Source organism: Pseudonocardia nantongensis (genome assembly GCF_046546495.1).
Taxonomy (GTDB): Bacteria; Actinomycetota; Actinomycetes; order Mycobacteriales; family Pseudonocardiaceae; genus Pseudonocardia; species Pseudonocardia nantongensis.
In genome coordinates, this window is sequence record NZ_JBKGXT010000001.1 from 262243 (window position 1) to 284681 (window position 22439).

Here is a 22439-nt window from a genome sequence, read left to right on the forward strand (position 1 = left end):
CGGGCCCTCGTCGTAGGGCACCGGATGCGAGCCCCGCAGGAGCTGCCCGACGTCCGAGGAGCTAGCCGCCGGGCGGCGGCTGATCCGCACCTGCCAGTGCCCGGTAGACCGGGCGCAGCGCATCGGTCAGCCGGTCCCGCCCGGCCCGCAACGACGGCTCGGGTACCTGGTCGAGCACCGCGTCCGGTGCGGCCTCCGGTGGACGCGGCGGCACGGCACCGGCGGCGGGGGAGGACCAGAAGTCGTCGAGCAGGTCGGCCAGCGCCGGCGGACCGGCCGCGCTCGCCGCACCGGCGGCCCGGTCCCGCTCCTCGCGCAACCGCTCCAGCAGCGTCGTGCGGTCCCGCCCGCGCAGCGCCAGCAGCGTGAAGGGGTCGGTGTCGCAGCGCTCGGCGAGCAGGTAGAAGACCGCAGCGAGGTGCTTGCACGGCACCGTGGCGTCCGGGCAGGAGCAGTCCTGCGACACGTCCGCAGGACCGGCCGGGAACAGCGAGAGGCCCAGCTCGTCGAGCACGCCCTCGATCTCCGGCGGGACGGTCCCGGCGAGCAGCGCGGCCGCGAACCAGGCGTCGGCGGCGAGTGTCTGCTCGACCCGGGCCCACTCCGGCTTGTCCCAGACCCGCAGCCCGATCCGCACCCGGTAGGGCGCCGGGCGGGTGCCCTGTACGAGCGCGACGGCCGCCCCGGCGTCCACGTCGAGCGACACGATCTGCCCGGAGCGGGCGTAGTTCTTCCCGCGGCTCAGCCGCCCACCGATACCGACCTGCTCGAGCACCGCGATGAACCGGGCGGACCACCAAGTACGGGCCACCGCCCCCTTCGCGGAGTGGATCCGGATCCCGCCCTCGACCCGGATCGGCCGGCCCCCGGCGTACTCCTCCTGCGCCCAGAACGGCCGGTCACTCATCGCCGTCCTCCTCGGGGTCGGTCCCGGTGGCGGAGCCGCTCTCGGAACCGTTCTCCGGATCGGCGATCGCGTCCGAGCCGAGCGCGAACACCTCGCGCAGCTCGGCGGTCGAGAGCGAGGTCAGCCAGTCCTCGCCGTCGGTCACCACCATGTCCGACAGCGACCGCTTCGACGCGACGAGCGTGTCGATCCGCTCCTCGACGGTCCCCGGGCAGACGAACTTGCGCACCTGCACCGAGCGCTTCTGCCCGATCCGGAACGCCCGGTCGGTGGCCTGGTCCTCGACCGCCGGGTTCCACCACCGGTCCAGGTGGATCACGTGGTTCGCCGCGGTCAGGGTGAGCCCGGTGCCGCCGGCCTTGAGCGAGAGCAGGAACACCGAGGGCCCGTCCGGGCTCTGGAACCGGGCCACCATCTCGTCGCGGCGCTTCTTCGAGGTGCCCCCGTGCAGGTAGAGCACCTCGGTGTCGAACCGGGCGGACAGGTGCGGGCGCAGCATCGCCGCGAACTCGGTGTACTGGGTGAACAGCAGCACCCTGTCCCCGGTGGCGAGCACGGACTCCAGGATCTCCTCCAGCCGGGCCACCTTGCCGGAGCGGTGCCGGCCGCCGGTGCGATGGATCGGGGACCCGTCGTGCAGCAGCTGGGCGGGGTGGTTGCACACCTGCTTGAGCTTGCTCATCGCGGCCAGCACGTTGCCGCGCCGTTCGATGCCGTCGCTGCCCTCGATCCTCTCCATCATGTCGTCGACGATCGTCCGGTACAGCGACGCCTGCTCCCGGGTGAGCCGGTGGTCGGCCACGATCTCGATCTTCTCCGGCAGGTCGTCGATCACCTCGGGGTCGGTCTTGACCCGGCGCAGCAGGTAGGGCCGGGTGATCCGGCGCAGCGTGCGGGCGGCGCCGGTGTCGCGGTGCCGCTCGACCGGCACCGCGAAGCGCTGCCGGAACACCTCGGGGACCCCGAGGATCCCGGGGTTGAGGAAGTCCATCACCGACCACAGCTCGGCCAGCCGGTTCTCCATCGGCGTCCCGGTCAGCGCGATCCGGTGCGCCGCGTCCAGCGACCGCACCGTCCGGGACGCCGCCGCCTGCGAGTTCTTGATCATCTGAGCCTCGTCGAGCACGATCCGGTGGAACCGCCACAGCCGCAGGTCCTCGGCGTCCCGGGTGGCGGTGGCGTAGGTGGTGACGACCAGGTCCACGGCGCCGAGCCGCTCGTGCAGCGCCTCCCCGCGCGGTCGTGCCGCCCCGTGGTGGGCGTGCACCCGCAGCCCCGGGGCGAACCGCTCGGCCTCCCGCTGCCAGGTCCCGACCATCGACATCGGGCAGACGATCAGCGTCGGCGCTGTGTCTCCGTCCAGGCTGCCGCCGTCCTGCCCGCCGCCGGCGCGGTCGTGTGCCTCCAGCGCCAGCAGCTGCACCGTCTTGCCCAGCCCCATGTCGTCGGCCAGGCAGGCGCCCAGGCCCAGCGAGGACAGGAACGCCAGCCAGGCGACCCCGCGCTCCTGGTAGGGCCGCAGCGTCGCGGAGAACCCGGGCGGGGCGGTCAAGGGCTCCAGGTCCCGGTCGAGGGTGCCCTCGAGCAGCTCGCCGAGCCGGCCGCGGGCCTGCACACCGGTGACCGGCAGCGGGGCGTCGACGTCCCCGCGGGTTGCGGCCAGCACATCGTGCACGGTGGGCGTGCGGTCCCGGGAGCGGCGCAGGAAGTCCAGGCCGCGGGCCAGCGCGTCGGCGTCCACCGACACCCAGCGCCCGCGCAGGCGCACCAGCGGCGCCTTCGCCGCGACCAGGGCGCTGATCTCCTCCTCGCCGAGCTCGTCCTCGCCGACCGCCAGTGACCAGCGGAAGGTCGCGAGCTCGTCGCGGCCCAGGCCGCCGCGGGTGACCACCCCCGGCGCGGGCGCCGACGACGCCGAGAGCTTGAGCCCCAGCGACCGTGCGCCGTCCCAGCCGCGTGGCAACGCCACTCCGAACCCCGCGGCCAGCAACGCCGGAGCGTCCCGGACGAGGAACCGGTGCGCGTCCTCGACGTCGCACTCCAGCCCGGTAGGCCGGGCCCGGCGCAGGGCCGGGACCAGCGCCGGAAGCACCTGCGCGGCGCGCCCGAGCTCGGTGAGCAGAACGTCCTGCGCGCCCGCGATGAGGTCGTCTCCGGAGCCGGCCCAGACCTCGCCCGCGTCGAGCTGCAGGCTCGGGTCCTCGCTGGACTGCAGCGCGAACTGCAGCTCCCACCGGGTGCCCTCGCCGGTCTGGTCGTCCAGGTCCGGTCCGGGGTCGGCCGGGTCGTGCAGGGTGGAGACCTCGGCCAGCCGGAACAGGGCGATCCCGGCCCCGGGCTCCTCGCGGCCGACGGGGTCCCACGCGGCCAGTGCCTCGCGCAGCGCGCCGAGCCCGTCGGCGGCCGCCGGGACCTCCGGGTCCGGGCCGGTCAGGGCGTGCAGCAACGCGCTCGCGGTGTCCGGCCGGTCCGGCAACGGCACCGGCATCGCGGGTGCGCGCCCCAGCCGGTCGCGCACCGCGGCGTCGGTGAACCGTGCGAGCGCGGCGTCGGTCAGCTCGTCCGGGTCCGGCCCGGCGACGTCCCCGGGCCGGCGCTGCTCGGCGCGGGAGACCGGCGGCAGCCGGCGCACCAGGTCGGCCCGGGCCGCCGCGTCCAGTCCCTGCACGACCGGGCGCCAGCGCGCCACGGGCCGTCCGGACTCGGTGAGCAGCACCGGCAGCACCCGCCCGCGGGAGGCCAGCTCGTCGGCGAACCGTGCCAGCTCCGCGAGGTGGGCGAAGCCCGCGCCATAGCGGACGTCCGGCGACGGGTCGGCCAGCTCCGAGGGGTCCACGACCACCGCCGGCACCGTCCACGGCGCCAGTGTCGGCGCGCTGCGGGCCGCCGCCCGCGGCGTGCTGCGGACCAGCACGGGGGAGTCCTGTGGCCCCGAGGCGTGCGAGGGCAGCAGCACCGTCACCGACGCCGGCCGCCCCGGGTGCACCGCGGCCAGCTCCGCCGACGAGGCCGCGAACGGGTGCGCCCGCGCGGTCCGCAGCGAACGCCGGTCGGTCCGCGGCGGGCGCTCGCCGTCCTCGGCCCAGAGCAGGACACCCCGGCCGGGGGAGTGGAGAGCGTGGACGACCAGCACGGCCACCACGCTAGAGGCGCCCCCCGACAGTCATCCGATGCGGGCGCCCGAGGCGGGCCGGTCCGCGGCCGTCCGGCTCAGGAACCGGCCAGCAGCTCGTCGAGCTGCTCGTAGCCCTCGTTCACCCCGACCTCCATGCCCGAGGCGAGCATCGCGTCCCGGGCCTCGATCGACTCGCACAGCGAGGTCCCGACCAGCCGGGTACGGCCACCCTCGAGCGCCTCGAATGTCATCGTCTCCAGGCACACGCCGTCCGGGAAGCCCTCGAACGTGAAGGTCTGCACGATCCGCTCGGCCGGCCGGACCTCGTGGAACGAGCCGAAGAAGCGGTACTCGCCGTCGTCGTCGGTGTGCGTGTAGCGGTAGCCGCCGCCCGTCTCGGCGTCCCAGCGCTGCACGGTCATGGTGAGCCGGCGCGGGCCGAGCCAGCGCCGCACCTTCTCGACGTCGACGTGCGCGTCGAAGACCCGCTCGGGCGGGGCGTCGAACTCCCGGGTGATCCGGATGATCGGCAGGTCCGGAACGGCCGCGATGGTGGTCTCGTGGGTCGTGGTGCTCATGATGCTGCTCCCTGGGTGTCGTCACGTGCTGGGTCCTCGGCGGCGAGCAGGTCGTCGAGGCGCCGGTAGCGCTCCTCTGCCTGCCGCCGGTACCGCTCGATCCAGGCCGTCATGAGGTCGAACACCTCCGCCTCGAGATGCACCGGGCGGCGCTGGGCCTCCCGGCTGCGCCGGACCAGCCCGGCGTCGGCGAGCACCTTGATGTGCTTGGACACGGCCTGCAGCGAGACGTCGTAGGGCTCGGCGAGCTCGTTCACCGTCGCGTCGTCGGCGGCCAGTCGGGCCACCATGTCGCGACGCATCGGGTCCGCCAGCGCGGCGAACACCTTCGAGAGCCGGTCCTCCACGTGTTTCCCTCCTTGTTCAACCTTTCGGTTGAGTAAATGCTAGCGGAGGGCGGGGCCGTATTCAACCCATAGGTTGATCGAGCGGGGTGGCGGCGGCTCGCCCCGGGCGGGAGACTGATCGTCATGTCGGAGCTGTCGACGGTGCTGGACGAATTGTCGTTCCTGGAGGGGCCGCGCTGGTACGACGGGCGGATCTGGGTCAGCGACTTCTACACCCACCGGGTGCTCTCGGCCCGGCCCGACGGGTCCGACCTGCGGACCGAGGCCGAGGTGCCGGGGCAGCCCTCCGGGCTGGGCCGGCTGCCGGACGGCCGGCTGCTGGTCGTCTCGATGCGGGACCGGCGGATCCTGCGCCGGGAGGCGGACGGCGCGCTGGTCCCGCACGCCGACCTGTCGGCGCACGCCGAGCACGTGCTGAACGACATGATCGTCGACGGGGGCGGGGGCCTCTGGGTGGGCAGCTTCGGGTTCGACCTGATGAACGGTGCCGCCCGGGCGGCGGCGCCGCTGCTGCGGGTCGGCCCGGACGGGGTGGTGTCCGTCGCGAGCGAGCCGCTGCACTTCGCGAACGGGCCAGCGCTGACCGGCGGCGCGCTGCTCGTCGCGGAGACCTTCGGGAACCGGATCTCGGCGTTCGACGTCGGCCCGGACGGGACGCTGGGGGAGCGCCGCGACTGGGCCCGGTTCGGTGACGTTCCGGCGTCCACCGACCCGCTCGCCGCCATGTCCGAGGTGAGCGTGGCCCCGGACGGCGTCTCGGTCGCCGACGTCGAGGGCGCGATCTGGGTCGCCGACGCGAACGGCAACCGGGCGGTGCGGGTGCGGCCCGGCGGCGAGATCACCGACGAGGTGTCCACCGGTGACGTCGGCTGCTACGCCTGCCAGCTCGGCGGCGACGACGGCCGGACCCTGTTCCTGTGCACCGCGCCCGGGTTCGCCGAGCACGAGCGCCGGGACACCCGGCTCGCCGCGCTGCTGGCGGCACGGGTGACCGTGCCGGCGGCCTGAACCGTGCCGTCCCTGGACGAGCCCGCCGCCCGCGACCTGCTCGCCGCGGCACCGGTCGCGCGGCTGGCCACGATCCGCAACACCGACGGCACCCCGCGGCTGGTCCCGATCACGTTCGCGCTCCTCGACGGGCTGGTGGTGTCCGCGGTCGACCGGGTGAAACCGAAACGGCACACGAAGCTGGCCCGTCTCCGCGACATCGACGCCGACCCGCGCGTCGGCCTGCTCGCCGACCACTACGACGACGACTGGTCGCAGCTGTGGTGGGTGCGCCTGGACGCCGAGGCCGCCGTGCACGACGACGGCGACCTCCGGGACCGGGCCGTCGCGGCGTTGGTCGCGAAGTACACCCCCTACCGGGAGCAGCCGCCGGACGGGCCGGTGCTCGTCCTCACCCCGACCCGGTGGACGGGCTGGACCGCGGGCCGATCACCAGGCTGAGCCGGACGCAGCCCGGGACCACCATCCGGCGTCAGGGCAGCTCCGCGAGGAACCCCGTGATCGCGGTGGCGGTGTCGTCCGGCAGCTCCAGGTGCGGCGAGTGCCCGCAGCCCAGCTCGACCAGCCGCACCGGGCCCGCCGCACGCTCGGCGACCGACCGGACGTGCACGGAGCTGCCGTACGGGTCGTCGTCGCCCTGGATCCCGAGCACCGGGGCGGTGATCCCGCCGAGCCGGTCCCGGACGTCCCAGTCCCGGAACGCCGGATCGAGCCACATGCCGTTCCAGCCGCGGAACGCGGCGTCCGGGTCGTCGTGGTGGCGGGCCATCCGGGTGCGCAGCTCGCCGGACTCGAACGCCTCGCGGGCCGCCCGGATGGCGGTCAGCGCGAACTCCTCGACGAGCACGTGCGGGGCCAGCACGACGACCCCGGTGACCGGGAGACCGGCCGCCGCGAGCAGCGCGATCGTGCCGCCGTCGGAGTGCCCGACGAGTACCGGCGCGTCCAGCTCCAGCTGCGCGCACAACGCCGGCACGACGGTCGCGGCCTCGTCGGCCATGAACGCCGGGGTCCGCGGGGCGGCCGGGCGGTCCGAGCGACCGTGCCCGAGCCGGGAGTAGGCGACGGTGCGCCGGCCGGACTCCTGGGCGATCCGCCGGTGGAACGCGCGCCACAGACCCACCGAGCCCAGTCCCTCGTGCAGGAAGAGCAGCGGAGCGCGCTCGGGGTCGCCCGGGATGTCGTCGTACTCGATGCGGAGGCCGTCCAGCTCGAGCAGGGTCGGGGTGGTCGCCGGCACGCCCCGGATCGTAGCCGCGGAACGGGCCGGGCTCAGCGGGTGCCGTCCAGCCGGCTGAGCAGGGTCCTCGGTGCCACGGTGCGGTAGGCGTCGGTGAGGATCTCGGTGAGCTCGTCGCGATCCGCGGCGCCGTCGCCGGTGCCGTCCAGCACGACGCCGAGCCAGCCACGGTGCCCGACGTAGGGCGGACGGAAGAACCGGGCCGGATCCTCGGCGACCAGCTCCTCCTGCGCCCCCGGCGGCGCCGCGCACCACACCGAGATGTGCTCGGCGCCGTGGTGGAAGTGGTCGTAGGAGGCGAACATCCTCCGCAGGAACCAGGACGGCGAGCCGTGGCTGAGCTTCTCGGTCACCTCGGGCAGGGACAGGCAGATCGCCCGCAGCCAGGGCAGCGGGTCGGCCGGGTCCGGGTGCCGCGCGAGCTCGCTCATCCACCCACCTTGTACGTGCCCAGCGACCACACGTTGCCCTCCGGGTCGGTGACGGCGAACTCCCGCGATCCGTAGTCCTGCTCGGTGAGTCCCATGAGGACCGGCGCGCCGGCGGCCACCGCGCGGTCGTGGATCGCGTCCGGGTCGTCGCAGGTCAGGTAGAGCACGGCCCGGCCGGTGTCGAACCGGTCGTCGGGGCCCTTGCGGGCACCGAGGGCGAGCACCGCGATGTCGTCGCCGTCGTCCCAGGCCAGCTCGGCGTGCACGATCGTGCCGTCGTCGTCGGTGTAGCAGTGCAGCTCGCGGAACCCGAGCGCGCCGGTCAGGAACTCGATCGCGCCGCGCGGATCGTCGTAGCGCAGTGTCGTGTGGATGCCCATGGTCACCGATCCTGGCGCGGCGGGGGCGGCGCGTCTTGTACGGAGGGGAACTGGGCCGCCCACTCCGCCCGGAACCGCGACGGCGTCGTCCCGGCCAGGGCGTGGAACTCCCGGACCATGTGTGGCTGGTCGGCGTAGCCGCAGGTCGCCGCGACCTCGCCGAGCCCGGCCCCGGTCGTCATGACCAGCCGGGACGCCCGGGCGAAGCGCAGCACCCGTCCCGCCGACGCCGGCCCCAGGCCGATCTGGCCGCGGAACCGGGTCAGCAGGTGCCGCCGGCTCCAGCCGGTCTCGGCGGCGAGCTCGCGGACCGGCACCGCCCCGTCCCTGGCCGCCAGCCGGGACCACGCGAACGCCACCTCGGGATCCGACCGACGCGCCCGCTCGTTCAGTATCCGGGCCGCGAGCAGCTCGCTGACCAGCGCGAACCGCGACTCCCATGTGGACGTCACGGCCAGCCGGTCGGGCAGCGCGGCCAGCACGGGGTCCTCCAGCTCGTCGAGCACCGGCACCGCGCCGGTGGGCAGCGCCCGGCCGAGCAGCGTGTACATCCCGGGCGGGCTCAGATCCACCTGCACCCCGGCCTGCGGGCCGGTGAACTCGGTGAGCACCCAGGTCTCGCTCATCCCACCGACGAACGCCGACGCCGTCTCCATGCGGGCCGATTCTGCCGCGCGCAGCGCCTCCCGGCGCCAGTGTCGCGGCGAGTGTCAACATGACGGCGGCGACCCCGGCGTCGAGCAGCCGCCAGGCGAGCGGGCGGGCGAACAGCCCGGACAGCCGGGTCGCGCCGAACCCCAGGCCGGCGAACCAGGTCACGCTGGCCGTGACCACCCCGGCCGCGAAGAGCCAGCGACTCTCGCCGTGCGCGGCCGCCAGCGAGCCGAGGACCAGCAGGTCGAGCAGCATGTGCGGGTTCAGGAAGGTCAGCGCGGCCGCGCTCCCGAGCACCGGGACGAGCGCGCGCCCCGAACCGCGCGCGTCGGCGGCGAGCACGCCCGGGCGCACGGCACGGCGCACCGCGAGCAGCGCGTACCCGACCAGGTAGGCGATCCCGCCCCACCGCACGACCTCCAGCAGGCCGGGCGCCCGGGCGAGCACCAGCCCGACCCCGGCCACGGCCGCCGTCACCAGCACCAGGTCGGCGAGCGCGCAGAACGCCACCACGGCCGGCACGTGTTCCCTGCGCAGCCCCTGGCGCAGCACGAACGCGTTCTGCGCGCCGATCGCCGCGATCAACGACATGCCCGTCCCGAACCCCGCCAGCACGCTCACGACGACGACGGTAGGCAGCTCCGATCACGGTGACCAGTTCATGTTCCTACGGGAGCATTAGTATGGCTTCATGTACGACCGGGACCGGCTGGCCACGCTGAGCGTCGTCGTCGCGGAGGGCGGGTTCGAGGCGGCGGCCACCCGGCTGCACGTCACGCCGTCCGCGGTCTCGCAGCGGATCCGAGCCCTGGAACGGCAGGCCGGACAGGTGCTGGTGCGCCGGTCCCGGCCGTGCACCGCGACCGAGTCCGGGCGGGCGCTGCTGCGGCTGGCCCGCCAGATCGCGCTGCTCGAGGCGGACGTCGAGCGGGCGTTCGGCGAGAGCGGCACGGGTGCGGCAGGGGCCGGGCACGGCCCGCACCTCCCGATCGCGGTGAACGCCGACTCGGTCACCGGCTGGTTCCTCGACGCCGTCGTCCCGATCGCCGAGCAGTACGACGCCCGCCTGGACCTGCACGTCGACGACGAGGAGCACACCGCGGCGCTGCTGCGCGACGGGGCCGTCGTCGGGGCCGTGACGACCGCGCCGGAACCCGTGCAGGGGTGCGCGGCCGAGCCGATCGGGGCGACCCGGTACCGGCCGGTCGCGGCGCCGTCGGTGCACGCGCGCTGGTTCGCCGGCCGGGACCCGGCCGCGGCGTTCCCGGCGGCGCCGCGGGTGGACTTCGGGCCCAAGGACCGGCTGCAGACCCGGTTCGTCCGGCAGGTCACGTACCGGCCGTGCACCGGGCCTGCGCATCGGGTCCCCGCCGCCGACGGCTTCCACGACGCCGTGCGGTCCGGCCTGGGCTGGGGGATGTTCACAGACGGCCCGGCCCGGGACGGTTCGGTGGTGTCGCTGGCCGACGACCGGTACCTCGACGTCCCGCTGTACTGGCAGCACTGGCGGCTCCGGACCCCGGTGCTGGACGCGCTCACCGCGTCGGTACGCGAGGTGGCCGCCCGCTTCCTCCAGCCGCCCGCCCGCCGGTGACCGGGCAGGGTGCTCAGATGCCGGACCGCCAGGGTCTCCCGAGGCGGATGTCGCAGGTGATCGCCTGCCGGTCGACGCCGGTGAGGTCGGCGATGAGGTCGCGCACGGCGTCCTCCGCGGTCCGCGGGTCGTCGACGGTGGTGGACGCCTCGATGCCCGGCACGTAGAGGGTCAGCCTGCGGTCCGCTCGCCAGGCCACCACCTCGAAGTGCTGGGTTCCGGTCACCGCGCCACGGTAGCCCGGACCGCCCGGTCCGGGCAGGCTCCGTCACGGTGCCGTCACCGCATGTCCGCGGAACGACCGGGGCGGGACCTCAGCCTCGGGCTCAGCCGAAGGTCGGCTCGTCCGGATCGCGGCCGGCGTCCTCACCCGGGGCGTCCTCGTCCGGTGTGCTGAGCGGGTCCGCGGAGCGCTCGGGGGTGAGCGACGGCTCCTCCACCGGAGGCGGCGGCGCCGAGGACTCCGGCGGGGGGCCGGACGGCGGCGGCTCGGCCGGCGGGGCGCTCCGTTCCGGGGTCGGGGTGCTCGGAGTCGACGTCGGGGACGGGGTCGAGGTCTCGGTGGGCGCGTTCGGCGGGGCCTCGGACGGGCTCTCGCCGATCGCCCGGAACGGATCGAACTCGACGGTGTCGCCGACACTGCGCACCGCGGTGGACATGAACTCCTGCCAGACGTCGCCGGGCAGGTCGCTGCCGTTGATCGGGTTGCCGCGGGCGTCCTGGATCGGGTCGTTGCGGTCGGTGCCGACCCAGACGGTGCTGACCAGGTCGGGGGTGAAACCGGCGAACCAGGCGTCGTTGTTCTGGCCCTCGAACCGGGACTGCACGGTGCCGGTCTTGCCTGCCGCCTCCTGGCCGGAGGGCAGGTCCAGCTCGTCGTGCGAGACGACGCCGAGCATCGCCTCGGTGACGTTGCGGGCCACCTGCTCCGGGAACCGCTGTTCACCCTCGCCGGGCGAGTACTCGTAGAGCACCCGGCCCTCGGAGTCGACGACCTTGGAGACCATGTGCGGGGCGTGCCAGACGCCGCCGTCGGCGATCGTCGCGTACGCCGAGGCCAGCTGGATCGGGGTGACCTCCTTGTTGCCCAGCGGGAGGCGGCGGTCCGGGCTCTCCAGCGGCGCGGTGATCCCGGCCAGCCGGGCGGCGTCGGCGACGTTCTGCGGGCCGACCTCGGCGGCGAGCTTCGTGAAGATCACGTTGTTGGAGATCGTCATCGCCTGCTTGAGGTCGCAGCTCGGGCAGTTCGCGCCATCGGCGTTGCGCAGCCCGTCCCGCTCCGAGCCGTCGTACTCGGTGCCGATCCCGATCGGAGGGTCCGCCAGCAACCCGGCGAGCACCGCGAACGGCTTGAACGTCGACCCGGGCTGCTTCATGACCTGGGCATAGTCCAGGCCGGCGCCGTTGTCGCCGCCGTAGTAGCCGACGATGCTGCCGGTGTTCGGGTCCATCGCGACGGCGGCCGAGCGCAGCACGTCGGGCTGCCCCTCCATCTCGGCGCGGACGGCGTCGACGAGCTGTTGCTGGCGCTGCGGGTCGATCGTCGTGGAGATCTGCAGCCCGCCCTGCGCGAACGCCTGCTCCGAGATCCCCAGTGACGACAGCTCCGACCGGACGGCGTTGAGGATGTGCCCGCGCTCGTCGGTCAAGGACGACGACCGGGAGGTGTTCTCGGACGGGACCGTCGCCGGGAACCGGGCCGTGGTCCGCTCGTCACGGGTGATCCAGCCCTGCTGGAGCATCCCGTCCATCACGAAGTTCCAGCGTGCCTGGGCCTTCGCCGCGTCGTTGGCCGGATCCCAGTTGGACGGCGACTGGATCACTCCGGCGAGCAGCGCGGCCTCGCTGGGTGTCAGCTCCGCGGCGGGCTTGCCGAAGTAGGCGAGGCCTGCGGACTCGATGCCGTAGGCGCCGCGGCCGAAGTAGATCGCGTTCAGGTAGTCGTTGAGGATCTCGTCCTTCGACTTCTCCTGGGACACCTTCAGCGAGACGATCAGTTCCTTGTACTTGCGCCAGTAGGTCGCGTCGTCGCCGACCAGGGTGTTCTTGACGTACTGCTGGGTGATCGTCGAACCACCGCCGGCACCCCCGGTGACCTGCTTGAATGCGGCGCGCATGATACCGGTGATGTCGAAGCCGGGGTTCGAGTAGAACGTCCGGTCCTCGGCCGCGAGCACGGCCTCGCGCACGTGCACCGGGATCTGCTCCATCGGCACCTTGATCCGGTTGCCCTGCTCGGGCACCAGGCGCGCGAGCTGGCCGCCGTCGGTGTAGGAGACCGTCGCGATCTGGTTGTTGACCGCGTCCTCGGGCGTCGGCACGGGGAACATCAGCCACCCGAGCCCGAGCAGCAGCAATGGCAGCAGCACGACCGAGGCCGCGCTGCCGATCAGTGACCAGCGGATCTGCTTGCGCCGGCGGGCCTTGAGTTCGCCGGGGGTCAGCGCGGCCTTCTGCTCGGCGTCCAGGATCCCGAGCTTCGTGCGGACGGTCTCGATGCCGGGTGCGACGAGGGCGGTCACCTTCTGCAGCCGGCCCTCCGGCTCGGCGCGGTGCCGGCGGTGCGGGATGCCGGGGATCTCGCTCGCGTCGGTGAGGGCGGTCGGCTCGCCGGCGCCGGACGGGGCGTCGGGCTGCTCCTCGTCGGCCGGGAGGGGCGCGACCCGGGTCGCGCCCTCCGGTTCGGGCTTGCGACGACGACCGGTGCGCGATGCGGGCGGTGTCGGGACGGTCCGGGACGCGGCAGCCGCCGGCGTCCCGGCCTGGGTGGCACCGGTCGCGGCCGGTCCCGCGGTGGTGCCGCGTGCCGCGGTGCCGTACCCCGCGGGTCGGTTCTGGGCCGGGCCGTTCTGCGCCGGGCCGTTCGGGCTGACCGGGCCGGCACCGGTGGGCCGGGCCGGGGTCGCGTTCTGCGCCGCCGGGCCGGGAGGCGTGGTGGGGGGTGGCCCTTCGGGCCGGCGCACGCCACCGGAGGGCCGCGCCGTCTCCCCGGACGGCGTCGGCGCATCCTCGGGTCGGCCGGGCCCGACCGGCCGGCGCACGGGGCCGGAGGCGCCGGGCGGCCCTGTCGGACCGGCCGGCGGCGCGGCCGGGGCACCGCGCGACGGGCCGGCGGGCCGAGGTGCGGCGGGCGGAGGTGCGGCGGGGCCACCCCGCGGTGGCGCGGCCGGACCACCGGGGGGCGGTGCGGCAGAGCCACCTCGCGGGGACGCGGCCGGACCGCCGGACGCGGGTGCGGCCGGACCGCCGGGCGGCGGCGCGGCCGTGCCGGGAGACGGCGGCCCGGCGGGCCCGTCGGGCGATCGGGGCACCGTGCCACCGCGCACCCGCATGCCGACCCCGGTCGTGCCCTGCGTGCCGTTCCCGACACCGCCGCCGTTGGCCCCGCCGCCGCTGGAGCCGGGACCGCGGCCGGGGTCGGAACCGCGGCCGGAACCGGAAGCGCCGTCGGCGCCGTTCGAGCGCCGGGGCACCGGCGAGCGGGCCGCGGGGGCACCGTCACCGGGTCGCGCGGTCGGCCCGGAGGGGTGCTCGCCACGACCGGGTGCGGGCCGGCGTCCGGCGGGTGCCTCCGCCGATCCGTGCCGGGGCTCCCGACCGGCCTCCTCCCGGGCGACCTGGTCGCTGCTGTGCCGGCCGGAGGGGCGCTCCTCGGTCCGGACCGCACCGCCCGAGCGATACCGGTCCTCCGGTCCGTACCCGTCGGCGTCGCGCCGGGACCGCGGCGGGGGTGGGGGCGGACCTCCGGTCAACCGCCTCTCCTCTCCCGGTCCGGCCGGCGGAAGCCGGCTGCTGTCGTCGTCGCACGCGCGGGTGCTCGACCCCTCAACGACACGAGGAGTCATCACGGTGTGCCCACCCGATCGACGTCACTCGAATGTCGGCACGTCGCCGGGGGTGCGCGGCGGCGCGTGACCGTCGCCGGTCGGGGAGCGACCACCGCGGCGCCCATCGTGCCCGTGCCCGGGGCCGGCAGCCGCCCAGTGGATCATCGCGTCGCGCAACGGCCGTCCCGGTGCGACGACGTGCCACCTGCTGCGGGTCGGGCGGCCGTCCGGTTGTAGCCGAGCGGCGCCGTTCAGCCGCCGAGCAGTGGAGCCATCCGGTCTCGCAGCGCCTCGGCCGCGGAGAGTGGACGGACCATCACGGTCAGCTCGTGCACCCGACCGTCCGCCCCGCGGATCAGGTCGATCCCCTGGCAGTCGCGGTCCCCGACGCGGGCGGTGAACTCCAGGACGTGACCGTGCTCGCCGTCGTACCCGGCGACGTACCGGAAGTCCGAGAACACGGTGAGCACCGCGCCGAGGATCTGCCGCAGCGCCTCCCGGCCCCGGTAGGGCCGGTGCACCACCGGTGAGCGGAACTCGACGTCGTCACTGCACAGGGCCACGGCGGCGCCGACGTCCCCGGCCTCCACGGCCGCCCGGAACCGGGCGGCGAGATCATCGGTCATGGATGGTGATGATGACCGATCACAGCTGTGCACCGGCGCATCGGTCGCCGGGGTTGTCGGCCCGGAGCCCGCTCACCGGGTGAGCGGACTCCGCGCAGGTCCCTGGGGCGCACGGCCCGCGGAAACCGGTCGAGGTGCCCGACTAGCATCGACGGCGCTCCTCGTGGAGTCCCACCACCCGTGACAGCCCTGGAGGCCGCACCGTGTCCGCACCGCCCGCACCGCCCGCGTCCGCCCCGATCCGGGTGCCGGCCGGGACGACCGCCGGCGCGCGTGTCCGGGAGGGCGGCCTGCCGACCAGCGGACCCGAGGCGATCGTCGTCGTCCGGGACGCCGAGGGGACGCTGCGCGACCTGGCCTGGGCCCCGGAGGCCGACGCGGAGGTCGTCGCGATCGGCGCGAACACCGAGGATGGTCGCAGCGTCATCCGGCACTCGGCGGCACACGTGCTCGCGCAGGCCGTCCAGCAGCTCTTCCCGAAGGCGAAGCTGGGCATCGGGCCGCCGGTCACCGACGGCTTCTACTACGACTTCGACGTCGACACCCCCTTCACCCCCGAGGATCTGAAGAAGATCGAGTCGGCGATGAAGAAGATCGTCAAGTCCGGGCAGCGGTTCGCCCGCCGCCGCTACGCGGGCAAGGACGAGGCGCGCAAGGAGCTGGCCGGGGAGCCGTACAAGCTCGAGCTGATCGACCTCAAGGGCTCCGACGACGACGAGGTCATGGAGGTCGACGCGTCCGGCGAGCTGACCGTCTACGACAACGTGCACGCGCACACCGGCGACGTGGTCTGGTCCGACCTCTGCCGCGGCCCGCACCTGCCGACCACGAAGTTCATCCCGGCGTTCACCCTGACCCGCTCCGCCGCCGCCTACTGGCGCGGCGACCAGCGCAACGCGCAGCTGCAGCGGATCTACGGCACCGCGTGGGAGTCGCCGGAGGCGCAGGACGCCTACCTCGAGCGCATCGCCGAGGCCGAGCGCCGGGACCACCGCCGGCTGGGCGCCGAGCTGGACCTGTTCAGCTTCCCGGACGAGGTCGGCTCCGGCCTCGCGGTCTTCCACCCGAAGGGCGGCGTCGTCCGCAAGGAGCTGGAGGACCTCTCCCGCGAGCGGCACGCCGAGGCCGGCTACGAGTTCGTCTACTCGCCGCATGCGACCAAGGGCCAGCTGTTCGAGCTGTCCGGGCACCTCGACTGGTACGCCGATGGCATGTACCCGCCCATGCAGCTCGACGAGGAGCGCGACGCCGAGGGCAACCTCAAGCGGGCGGCCGTCGACTACTACCTCAAGCCGATGAACTGCCCGATGCACAACCTGATCTTCCGGTCGCGCGGGCGGTCGTACCGGGAGCTGCCACTTCGGCTGTTCGAGTTCGGCACCGTCTACCGCTACGAGAAGTCCGGCGTGGTGCACGGGCTGACCCGGGCCCGCGGCTTCACCCAGGACGACGCGCACATCTACTGCACCCGCGAGCAGATGGGCGACGAGATCGCCTCGCTGCTGCAGTTCGTGCTCGACCTGCTGCGCGACTACGGCCTGGACGACTTCTACCTCGAGCTCTCCACCCGCAACCCGGAGAAGTCGATCGGCTCGGACGAGGCGTGGGCCGAGGCCACCCGGGCGCTGCGCGAGGCCGCGGAGAGCTTCGGCCTGGAGCTCAAGGACGACCCGGGTGGCGCCGCGTTCTACGCACCGAAGATCTCCGTGCAGGCCCGTGACGCGATCGGCAGGCACTGGCAGATGTCGACCATCCAGGTCGACATGATGCTGCCGGACCGGTTCGAGCTGTCCTACACCGCGTCCGACGGGTCCCGGCAGCGACCGGTCATGATCCACCGCGCGCTGTTCGGCTCGATCGAGCGGTTCTTCGGCGTGCTGACCGAGCACTACGCCGGCGCGTTCCCGGCCTGGCTGGCGCCGGTCCAGGTGGTCGGCATCCCGGTCACCCACGACCAGGAACCGGCCGTCCGGGAGATCGCGTCCGCGCTGCGCGCGAAGGGGATCCGGGTCGAGGTCGACGCGGGCGACGACCGGATGCAGAAGAAGATCCGCACGCACACCCTGCAGAAGGTGCCGTTCCTGCTGCTCGCCGGTGCCCGGGACGTCGAGGCGGGGGCGGTCAGCTTCCGGTTCCGGGACGGGTCGCAGCGCAACGGTGTCCCGGTGCAGGAGGCCGTCGAGTCGATCGCGGCGTGGGTCGGCTCGCGGAACAACACCTCACCGGACGCGGAGTCCTTCCTCCCGGCCTGACCGCCGCCTGCCCGAGCGACCCCGGACCGACCGCCCCCCACCGGCGCCCGCCCGAGCCCCGTTCACCGACCCCTAGGATCCAACGTCGTGCAGCAGGAGCCGGAGTGGGTGCCGCAGGACGGGGTCGGGACGCCCGACGGGTTCGCCCGGCTGTGGACCCCGCACCGGCTCGCCTACATCAAGGGGGCGGTCGACACCGGCTGCCCGTTCTGCCGGATCGCCCGCGGTGACGTGATCGGCGACGGCTACCCGGGCTCCGGCGGCACCGACCCGGACGAGGAGAACCTGGTCATCGCCCGCGGCGACGAGGTGTTCGCGCTGCTCAACCTGCACCCGTACAACCCCGGGCACCTGATGGTGCTGCCCTACCGGCACGTCGCCGAGCTGGAGGAGCTCACCGACTCCGAGTCCGCGGAGCTGATGGGCTTCACCCGCCAGGCGGTGCTGACGATGAAGAAGGTCGCCGCACCGCACGCGTTCAACGTGGGCCTGAACCTGGGGCAGGTGGCGGGCGGGTCGTTGGCCGAGCACCTGCACCAGCACGTCGTGCCGCGCTGGGGCGGGGACGCGAACTTCATCGCGGTCGTCGGGCAGACGAAGGTCATCCCGCAGCTGCTCGCGGAGACCCGCGCACAGCTCGCGGCGGCGTGGGAGCCGCCACGGACCGGGGGCCCGCGATCGGTCTAGGCTGGGTCGTGACCCCGCCCTTCTCCTCGGGAGCGCCCCGCCCACGATGCTGAACCTGTTCGCCCGCGGGCACGTCAACCGGCTCACCGACCCGGTCGGACGCCGGCTGGTGGACCACGGCGTCAGCCCGGACGTGGTCACGGTGCTGGGCACCGTCGGCGCGGTCGCCTCCTCGGTGGTGTTGCTGCCCGCCGGGTGGCTGGTCCTCGGTGCGGTGCTGACCACGCTGTTCGTGCTCACCGACCTGATCGACGGAGCGATGGCCCGCGCCCGCGGGTACGGGACGCCGTTCGGGGCGGTGCTCGACTCGACCTGCGACCGGATGGTCGACGGCGCCCTGTTCGGCGCGCTGACCTGGTGGGCGCTGACCCTCGGGGACGAGCCGGTCGCGGCGGCTGCCGCGCTGGTCTGCCTGGTCGGCGGCCAGATCGTCTCCTACGTGAAGGCCCGCGCGGAGTCGGTCGGGCTGACCGCGGAGGGTGGCCTCGTCGAGCGGGCCGAGCGGCTGATCCTCGGCCTGCTCGGCGCGTTCCTGGCCGGGCTCGACGTGCCCTACGCGGTCACCGTCGCGCTGGTCCTGCTGGCGGTCGGGACGGTGGTGACCCTCGGCCAGCGGATCCTCGCGGTCCGGCGCAGCGCCCGCGAGGTGCAGCGTGGCCGCTGACGGCGGCCCGGGCCTGCCGGAACGCCTGCGCGAGGCCGTCGCGGGGGCCGGGTACGCGGCCGGGTGGGCGATCGCCGGGCGGCTGCCCACCGGCGTCACCGGGCCGGTGTTCGACGCCGGGGCCGATCTCGCCACCCGCCGCGGCGGCCCCGGCGTGCGGCGGCTGCGCGCCAACCTCGCCCGGGTCCGCCCGGACGCCGGTCCCGGCGAGCTGGACGACCTGGTGCGCCGGGGGATGCGCAGCTACGCCCGCTACTGGCGGGAGGCGTTCGCGCTCCCGTCGATGGACCCGGACGCCGTGCACGCCGCGATGCACCCGCACGTGCACGGCATCGAGGCGTCGCTGGCGACGGTCCGCGCCGGACGCGGCGTGGTCTACGCGCTGCCGCACGCCGGGAACTGGGACGTCGCGGGCGTCTACCTGGTCCGCGAGCTGGCCCGGCTCGGGCTCGAGCCGGCGATCACCACCGTGGTGCAGCGGCTGCGGCCCGAGTCGCTGTTCCGCCGGTTCCTGGCCTACCGCCGGTCGCTCGGCTTCGAGGTGGTCACCGCCGACGACCCGCGCGGCGCGCACCGGGCGCTGACCGCGCGGCTGCGGGCCGGTGGCGTCGTGTGCCTGATCGCCGACCGGGACCTGTCCGGCACCGGTGTCGAGGTGTCGTTCCTCGGCGGTCCCGCGCGGCTGCCGGCCGGCCCGGCCCGGCTGGCCCGCACCAGCGGGGCCGCCCTGCACCCGGCGTACGCGGTGTTCGCCGGCGACGACGCCTGGGGCGTGCACGTCGGCGACGAGATCGCCGTCCCGGACCGGTCCGCCGAGGCCAAGGCGGTGCAGGCCCTGGCCGACGCGTTCGGCGAGCTCATCGCCCGGCGCCCCGAGGACTGGCACATGCTCGCGCCGGTCGGTGTGCCCGGGTGAGCGGACCGCTGCGGGTCGGACTCGTCTGCCCGTACTCGCTGGAGGTGCCCGGGGGCGTGCAGCGGCACGTGTTGGACCTGGCCCGGGCGCTGCGGGAGCGGGGGCACGACGTCGAGGTGCTCGCCCCGGCGGGCACGTCCGGTGCGGCGGTCCCGGAGTTCGTGACGCCGGCCGGGCGGGCCCGGCGCGTCCCGTACAACGGGTCGGTGGCCCGGGTGGCGTTCGGCCCGCTGACCTACCACCGCGCCCGGCGCTGGCTTCTCCGGCACGACTTCGACGTGCTGCACCTGCACGAGCCGACCACGTTCAGCGTCTCGGTGCTGGCGCTGCTTGCCGCCCGCGGCCCGATCGTCGCCACCTTCCACACCTCCACCGAGCGGTCCCGCGCGCTGTCCGCGTTCGGCGGGATGCTGCGCCCGCTGATGGAGAAGGTCACCGCCCGGATCGCGGTGTCGGCGACCGCCCGCCGGGTCCAGGTCGAGCACCTCGGCGGGGACGCCACCGAGATCCCGAACGGCGTCGACGTCGCGCGGCTCGCCAGCGGTCCCCGGCTCGACGACGTCGTCCCCGGCCTGCCGGCGGGGGAGCGGATCGGGTTCGTCGGCCGGTTCGACGAGCCCCGCAAGGGCATGCCGGTGCTGCTCGACGCACTGCGCCGGGTCGCCCCGCGACGCCCGCACCTGCGGCTGCTGGTGATCGGCCGTGGGGACCGCGAGGCGCTGCGCCGGGCGGCCGGACCAGGGCTCGCCGAGCGGATCGACCTGCTCGGCCCGCTGGACGAACCGGCCAAGGCCGCGGCGCTGCGCGCGCTCGACCTCTACTGCGCTCCGCACCGGGGCGGCGAGAGCTTCGGCATGGTGCTGACCGAGGCGATGGCCGCCGGGGCCCCGGTGCTGGCCAGCGACATCGAGTCGTTCCGGGCGGTGCTGGGGGACGGGCCGGCCGGCCGGCTCGTCCCGCCCGGCGACGGCGCCGTGCTCGCCGCCGCGATGGGTGCCCTGCTCGACGACCCGGCCGCCCGGGCCCGGCTGGCCGCGGCCGGGCGGGCGCGGGCGGCCCGCTTCGACTGGCCTGTCGTCGCGGGGGAGGTGCTGCGGGTCTACCGGGCCGCGCTCGCCGCCGACCCGCGCACGGTGCCCGGCGGTGCCGCGTGAGCCCGGCCGCTGTGGTGTCGTCGGTCGCCGGCGGGCCGGGTGCCGGCCTCCTCGTCGCGCTGGTCCTGGTCGTGCTGGTGGCGGCCGCGCTCACCGCGTGGTGCCTGTCACGGGTCCGGCGGCTGGACCGGTTGCACGCCCGGGTCGATGCAGCCCGGGCCGGGCTCGGCGCCGCGCTGGACCACCGGGCCGAGGTGGCGCTGCGGGTCGCCGCGGTGCTGGATCCGGGCCCGGGCGAGCGGGTGCGGTCCGCCGCCCGGACCGCGCTCGCGGGGACCGCACCCGCCCCGGACGGCCGTGACCCGGCCGGTACCCGGGAGCGTCGCGAGACCGCGGAGAACGCCCTGACCAGGGAACTCGCCGTTGTCGACGCGGTCCGAGCGACCGCCGTCCCGGGGGCGGAGCTGACCGAGGCCCACGAACGTGTGGTGCTGGCCCGCCGGGTGCACAACGACGCCGTCCGGGACACCCGGGTGCTGCGCTCGCGCCGGCTGGTGCGCCTGTTCCACCTGTACGGCACGGCGCCCGAGCCGGTGTACTTCGAGATCGCCGACCCGCCGTCCACGAGGGTGCCGGGCGGGCCGGACCGGAGCGTGCGGGGCGGCACCGACACTGACGTAGAATCGACCCCGTCACCGAACGCCATGTGAGGAGCTCCGATCACCCGTGTCCGCAGCGCAGAACACCCCCGATAACGCCGGTCCGCAGCACGGCACCGCGCGGGTCAAGCGCGGCATGGCCGAGATGCTCAAGGGTGGCGTGATCATGGACGTGGTCACCCCGGAGCAGGCGAAGATCGCCGAGGACGCCGGCGCGGTGGCCGTCATGGCCCTGGAGCGGGTGCCCGCCGACATCCGGGCGAACGGCGGCGTGGCCCGCATGTCCGACCCGGACATGATCAGCGGCATCATCGAGTCCGTCTCCATCCCGGTGATGGCCAAGGCCCGGATCGGGCACTTCGTCGAGGCCCAGGTCATCGGATCGCTCGGGGTCGACTACATCGACGAGTCCGAGGTGCTGACCCCGGCCGACGAGGCGCACCACATCGACAAGTGGGCCTTCACCGTGCCGTTCGTCTGCGGTGCGACGAACCTCGGCGAGGCGCTGCGCCGGATCTCCGAGGGTGCGGCGATGATCCGCTCGAAGGGCGAGGCCGGCACCGGCAACGTCGTCGAGGCGACCCGGCACATGCGCGCCATCCGCGCCGAGATCGGCCGGCTGCAGTCGTTGGACGCCGCCGAGCTCTACATCGCGGCCAAGGAGCTCCGGGCCCCGGTCGAGCTGGTCGCCGAGATCGCCCGCACCGGGAAGCTGCCGGTCGTGCTGTTCACCGCCGGGGGCATCGCGACCCCGGCGGACGCCGCGATGATGATGCAGCTCGGTGCCGAGGGCGTGTTCGTGGGCTCGGGCATCTTCAAGTCCGGCGACCCGGCGCAGCGCGCGTCGGCGATCGTCAAGGCCACCACGTTCCACGACGACCCGGACATGATCGCCAAGGTCTCGCGCGGCCTGGGCGATGCCATGGTCGGCCTCAACGTCGACACGCTGCCCGACGACCAGCGCTACGCCACCCGCGGCTGGTAACCCGCTCGCTGCAGCACACCCGAGAGCCCCGTCCGGCACGTCCGGGCGGGGCTCTCGGGCGTTCCGGGGGGCCTCCGGGACGGTGAGGCCGTCGGTCTCCTCGGGCCCGGGCCCTCAGCCGCCCGTGCCACGGTCCGGTGACCCGATCGATCACCCGGACGCGGGTCGGTGTCCGTTCGGACACGCTGTGCGGTCACCCGGGCGCGGGGTTGCCTACTCGATGTGGTGACAGCGGTGCCCGTGGTGACCGTGTGGCACATAGCGTCCCGTGAGGATCACGAGACCCGAGGGGCGGAGGAGCCTGATGGGACGCTCTGTGCGAGTGGCTGCGATCGCTGCGGCGATGCTGTTCAGCCTGCCTGCGGCGGCGTTCGCCGACGCCGGGACGCAGGCGTCGGCGGCGGCACCGGTTCCGGTGGCACCGACGTCGGTGGCTGCGGACTGTCCGGTGGAGACCGGTCAGAGCGGGGGGACC

21 protein-coding genes and 1 pseudogene are annotated in these 22439 nt (G+C 74.6%); 10 read left to right on the top strand and 12 right to left on the bottom strand.

The genetic code is table 11. From position 1 onward, the window contains the following. Positions 1-61: 61 nt before the first annotated feature. The 4 genes from ACLFMI_RS01140 to ACLFMI_RS01155 all read right to left on the bottom strand — a co-directional run bounded on the left by ACLFMI_RS01140 (position 62) and on the right by ACLFMI_RS01155 (position 4947). A complete protein-coding gene (locus ACLFMI_RS01140) occupies positions 62-907 on the bottom strand; it encodes an SWIM zinc finger family protein (protein WP_410945794.1) in 846 nt (281 codons plus the stop codon). Continuing rightward, entirely contained in the window at positions 900-4040 is a 3141-nt protein-coding gene (locus tag ACLFMI_RS01145) for an SNF2-related protein (RefSeq protein WP_410945795.1), read from the bottom strand. The genes ACLFMI_RS01140 and ACLFMI_RS01145 overlap by 8 nt, the downstream gene beginning before the upstream one ends. 77 nt (positions 4041-4117) lie before the next feature. Beyond that, entirely contained in the window at positions 4118-4600 is a 483-nt protein-coding gene (locus ACLFMI_RS01150; RefSeq protein ID WP_410945796.1) for an SRPBCC family protein, read from the bottom strand. After that, positions 4597-4947, bottom strand: coding sequence for an ArsR/SmtB family transcription factor (locus tag ACLFMI_RS01155; protein ID WP_410945797.1), 351 nt, complete (start codon positions 4945-4947; stop codon positions 4597-4599). Before ACLFMI_RS01155 ends, ACLFMI_RS01150 begins: the two co-directional genes overlap by 4 nt. 123 nt (positions 4948-5070) lie before the next feature. On the opposite strand from ACLFMI_RS01155, the gene ACLFMI_RS01160 reads away from it, so the two are divergent. After that, positions 5071-5955, top strand: coding sequence for an SMP-30/gluconolactonase/LRE family protein (locus ACLFMI_RS01160; RefSeq protein WP_410945798.1), 885 nt, complete (start codon positions 5071-5073; stop codon positions 5953-5955). A gap of 3 nt (positions 5956-5958) precedes the next feature. Next, positions 5959-6396, top strand: coding sequence for a TIGR03668 family PPOX class F420-dependent oxidoreductase (locus ACLFMI_RS01165; RefSeq protein WP_410945799.1), 438 nt, complete (start codon positions 5959-5961; stop codon positions 6394-6396). Between the two features lie 31 nt (positions 6397-6427). Here the strand turns inward: ACLFMI_RS01165 and ACLFMI_RS01170 are convergent, their stop codons facing one another. The 5 genes and pseudogenes from ACLFMI_RS01170 to ACLFMI_RS01190 all read right to left on the bottom strand — a co-directional run. Next, the gene (locus tag ACLFMI_RS01170) at positions 6428-7195 is read right to left on the bottom strand and encodes an alpha/beta fold hydrolase (RefSeq protein WP_410945800.1); all 768 of its coding nucleotides are present in this window, start codon (positions 7193-7195) and stop codon (positions 6428-6430) included. A 32-nt stretch (positions 7196-7227) separates the two neighbouring features. After that, positions 7228-7626, bottom strand: a complete 399-nt coding sequence (locus tag ACLFMI_RS01175; protein ID WP_410945801.1) for an MmcQ/YjbR family DNA-binding protein — start codon at positions 7624-7626, stop codon at positions 7228-7230. Next, the gene (locus tag ACLFMI_RS01180; RefSeq protein ID WP_410945937.1) at positions 7623-8006 is read right to left on the bottom strand and encodes a VOC family protein; all 384 of its coding nucleotides are present in this window, start codon (positions 8004-8006) and stop codon (positions 7623-7625) included. The genes ACLFMI_RS01175 and ACLFMI_RS01180 overlap by 4 nt, the downstream gene beginning before the upstream one ends. Positions 8007-8008: 2 nt before the next feature. Further along, entirely contained in the window at positions 8009-8662 is a 654-nt protein-coding gene (locus ACLFMI_RS01185) for a helix-turn-helix domain-containing protein (RefSeq protein ID WP_410945802.1), read from the bottom strand. 46 nt (positions 8663-8708) lie between these two features. Beyond that, positions 8709-9251 (bottom strand): annotated as a pseudogene (locus ACLFMI_RS01190) (LysE/ArgO family amino acid transporter); the annotation flags it as partial. Positions 9252-9351: 100 nt separating this feature from the next. On the opposite strand from ACLFMI_RS01190, the gene ACLFMI_RS01195 reads away from it, so the two are divergent. Then, complete coding sequence (locus ACLFMI_RS01195; protein WP_410945803.1) at positions 9352-10254, top strand: LysR family transcriptional regulator ArgP; 903 nt, start codon at positions 9352-9354, stop codon at positions 10252-10254. Positions 10255-10267: 13 nt separating this feature from the next. Here ACLFMI_RS01195 and ACLFMI_RS01200 read toward each other — a convergent pair whose 3' ends face one another. The 3 genes from ACLFMI_RS01200 to ACLFMI_RS01210 form a co-directional block, all read right to left on the bottom strand. Further along, complete coding sequence (locus ACLFMI_RS01200; protein WP_410945804.1) at positions 10268-10480, bottom strand: hypothetical protein; 213 nt, start codon at positions 10478-10480, stop codon at positions 10268-10270. A 100-nt stretch (positions 10481-10580) separates the two neighbouring features. Continuing rightward, positions 10581-13217 (bottom strand): transglycosylase domain-containing protein, encoded by a 2637-nt coding sequence (locus ACLFMI_RS01205; RefSeq protein WP_410945805.1) that lies wholly within the window; start codon positions 13215-13217, stop codon positions 10581-10583. Positions 13218-14332: 1115 nt separating this feature from the next. Next, complete coding sequence (locus ACLFMI_RS01210; protein ID WP_410945806.1) at positions 14333-14707, bottom strand: nuclear transport factor 2 family protein; 375 nt, start codon at positions 14705-14707, stop codon at positions 14333-14335. Positions 14708-14910: 203 nt separating this feature from the next. Between ACLFMI_RS01210 and thrS the strand changes: the two genes are divergently transcribed. From thrS to pdxS, 7 genes are all read left to right on the top strand, one after another. Then, positions 14911-16959 (top strand): threonine--tRNA ligase, encoded by a 2049-nt coding sequence (gene thrS, locus ACLFMI_RS01215; protein ID WP_410945807.1) that lies wholly within the window; start codon positions 14911-14913, stop codon positions 16957-16959. Positions 16960-17046: 87 nt separating this feature from the next. Next, positions 17047-17646 (top strand): HIT family protein, encoded by a 600-nt coding sequence (locus tag ACLFMI_RS01220; RefSeq protein WP_410945808.1) that lies wholly within the window; start codon positions 17047-17049, stop codon positions 17644-17646. Between the two features lie 46 nt (positions 17647-17692). Then, positions 17693-18310 (top strand): phosphatidylinositol phosphate synthase, encoded by a 618-nt coding sequence (gene pgsA, locus ACLFMI_RS01225; protein WP_410945809.1) that lies wholly within the window; start codon positions 17693-17695, stop codon positions 18308-18310. After that, positions 18300-19226, top strand: coding sequence for a phosphatidylinositol mannoside acyltransferase (locus ACLFMI_RS01230; protein WP_410945810.1), 927 nt, complete (start codon positions 18300-18302; stop codon positions 19224-19226). Before pgsA ends, ACLFMI_RS01230 begins: the two co-directional genes overlap by 11 nt. Positions 19227-19234: 8 nt before the next feature. Next, positions 19235-20380, top strand: a complete 1146-nt coding sequence (locus ACLFMI_RS01235) for a glycosyltransferase family 4 protein (RefSeq protein WP_410945938.1) — start codon at positions 19235-19237, stop codon at positions 20378-20380. Next, positions 20377-21030 carry an NUDIX hydrolase gene (locus ACLFMI_RS01240; protein WP_410945811.1) on the top strand — a complete coding sequence of 218 codons (654 nt, stop codon included), beginning with the start codon at positions 20377-20379 and terminating at the stop codon, positions 21028-21030. Before ACLFMI_RS01235 ends, ACLFMI_RS01240 begins: the two co-directional genes overlap by 4 nt. Before the next feature lie 16 nt (positions 21031-21046). After that, on the top strand, positions 21047-21964 hold the full coding sequence (gene pdxS, locus ACLFMI_RS01245; RefSeq protein WP_410945812.1) for a pyridoxal 5'-phosphate synthase lyase subunit PdxS: 918 nt from the start codon (positions 21047-21049) through the stop codon (positions 21962-21964). Positions 21965-22439 lie beyond the last annotated feature (475 nt).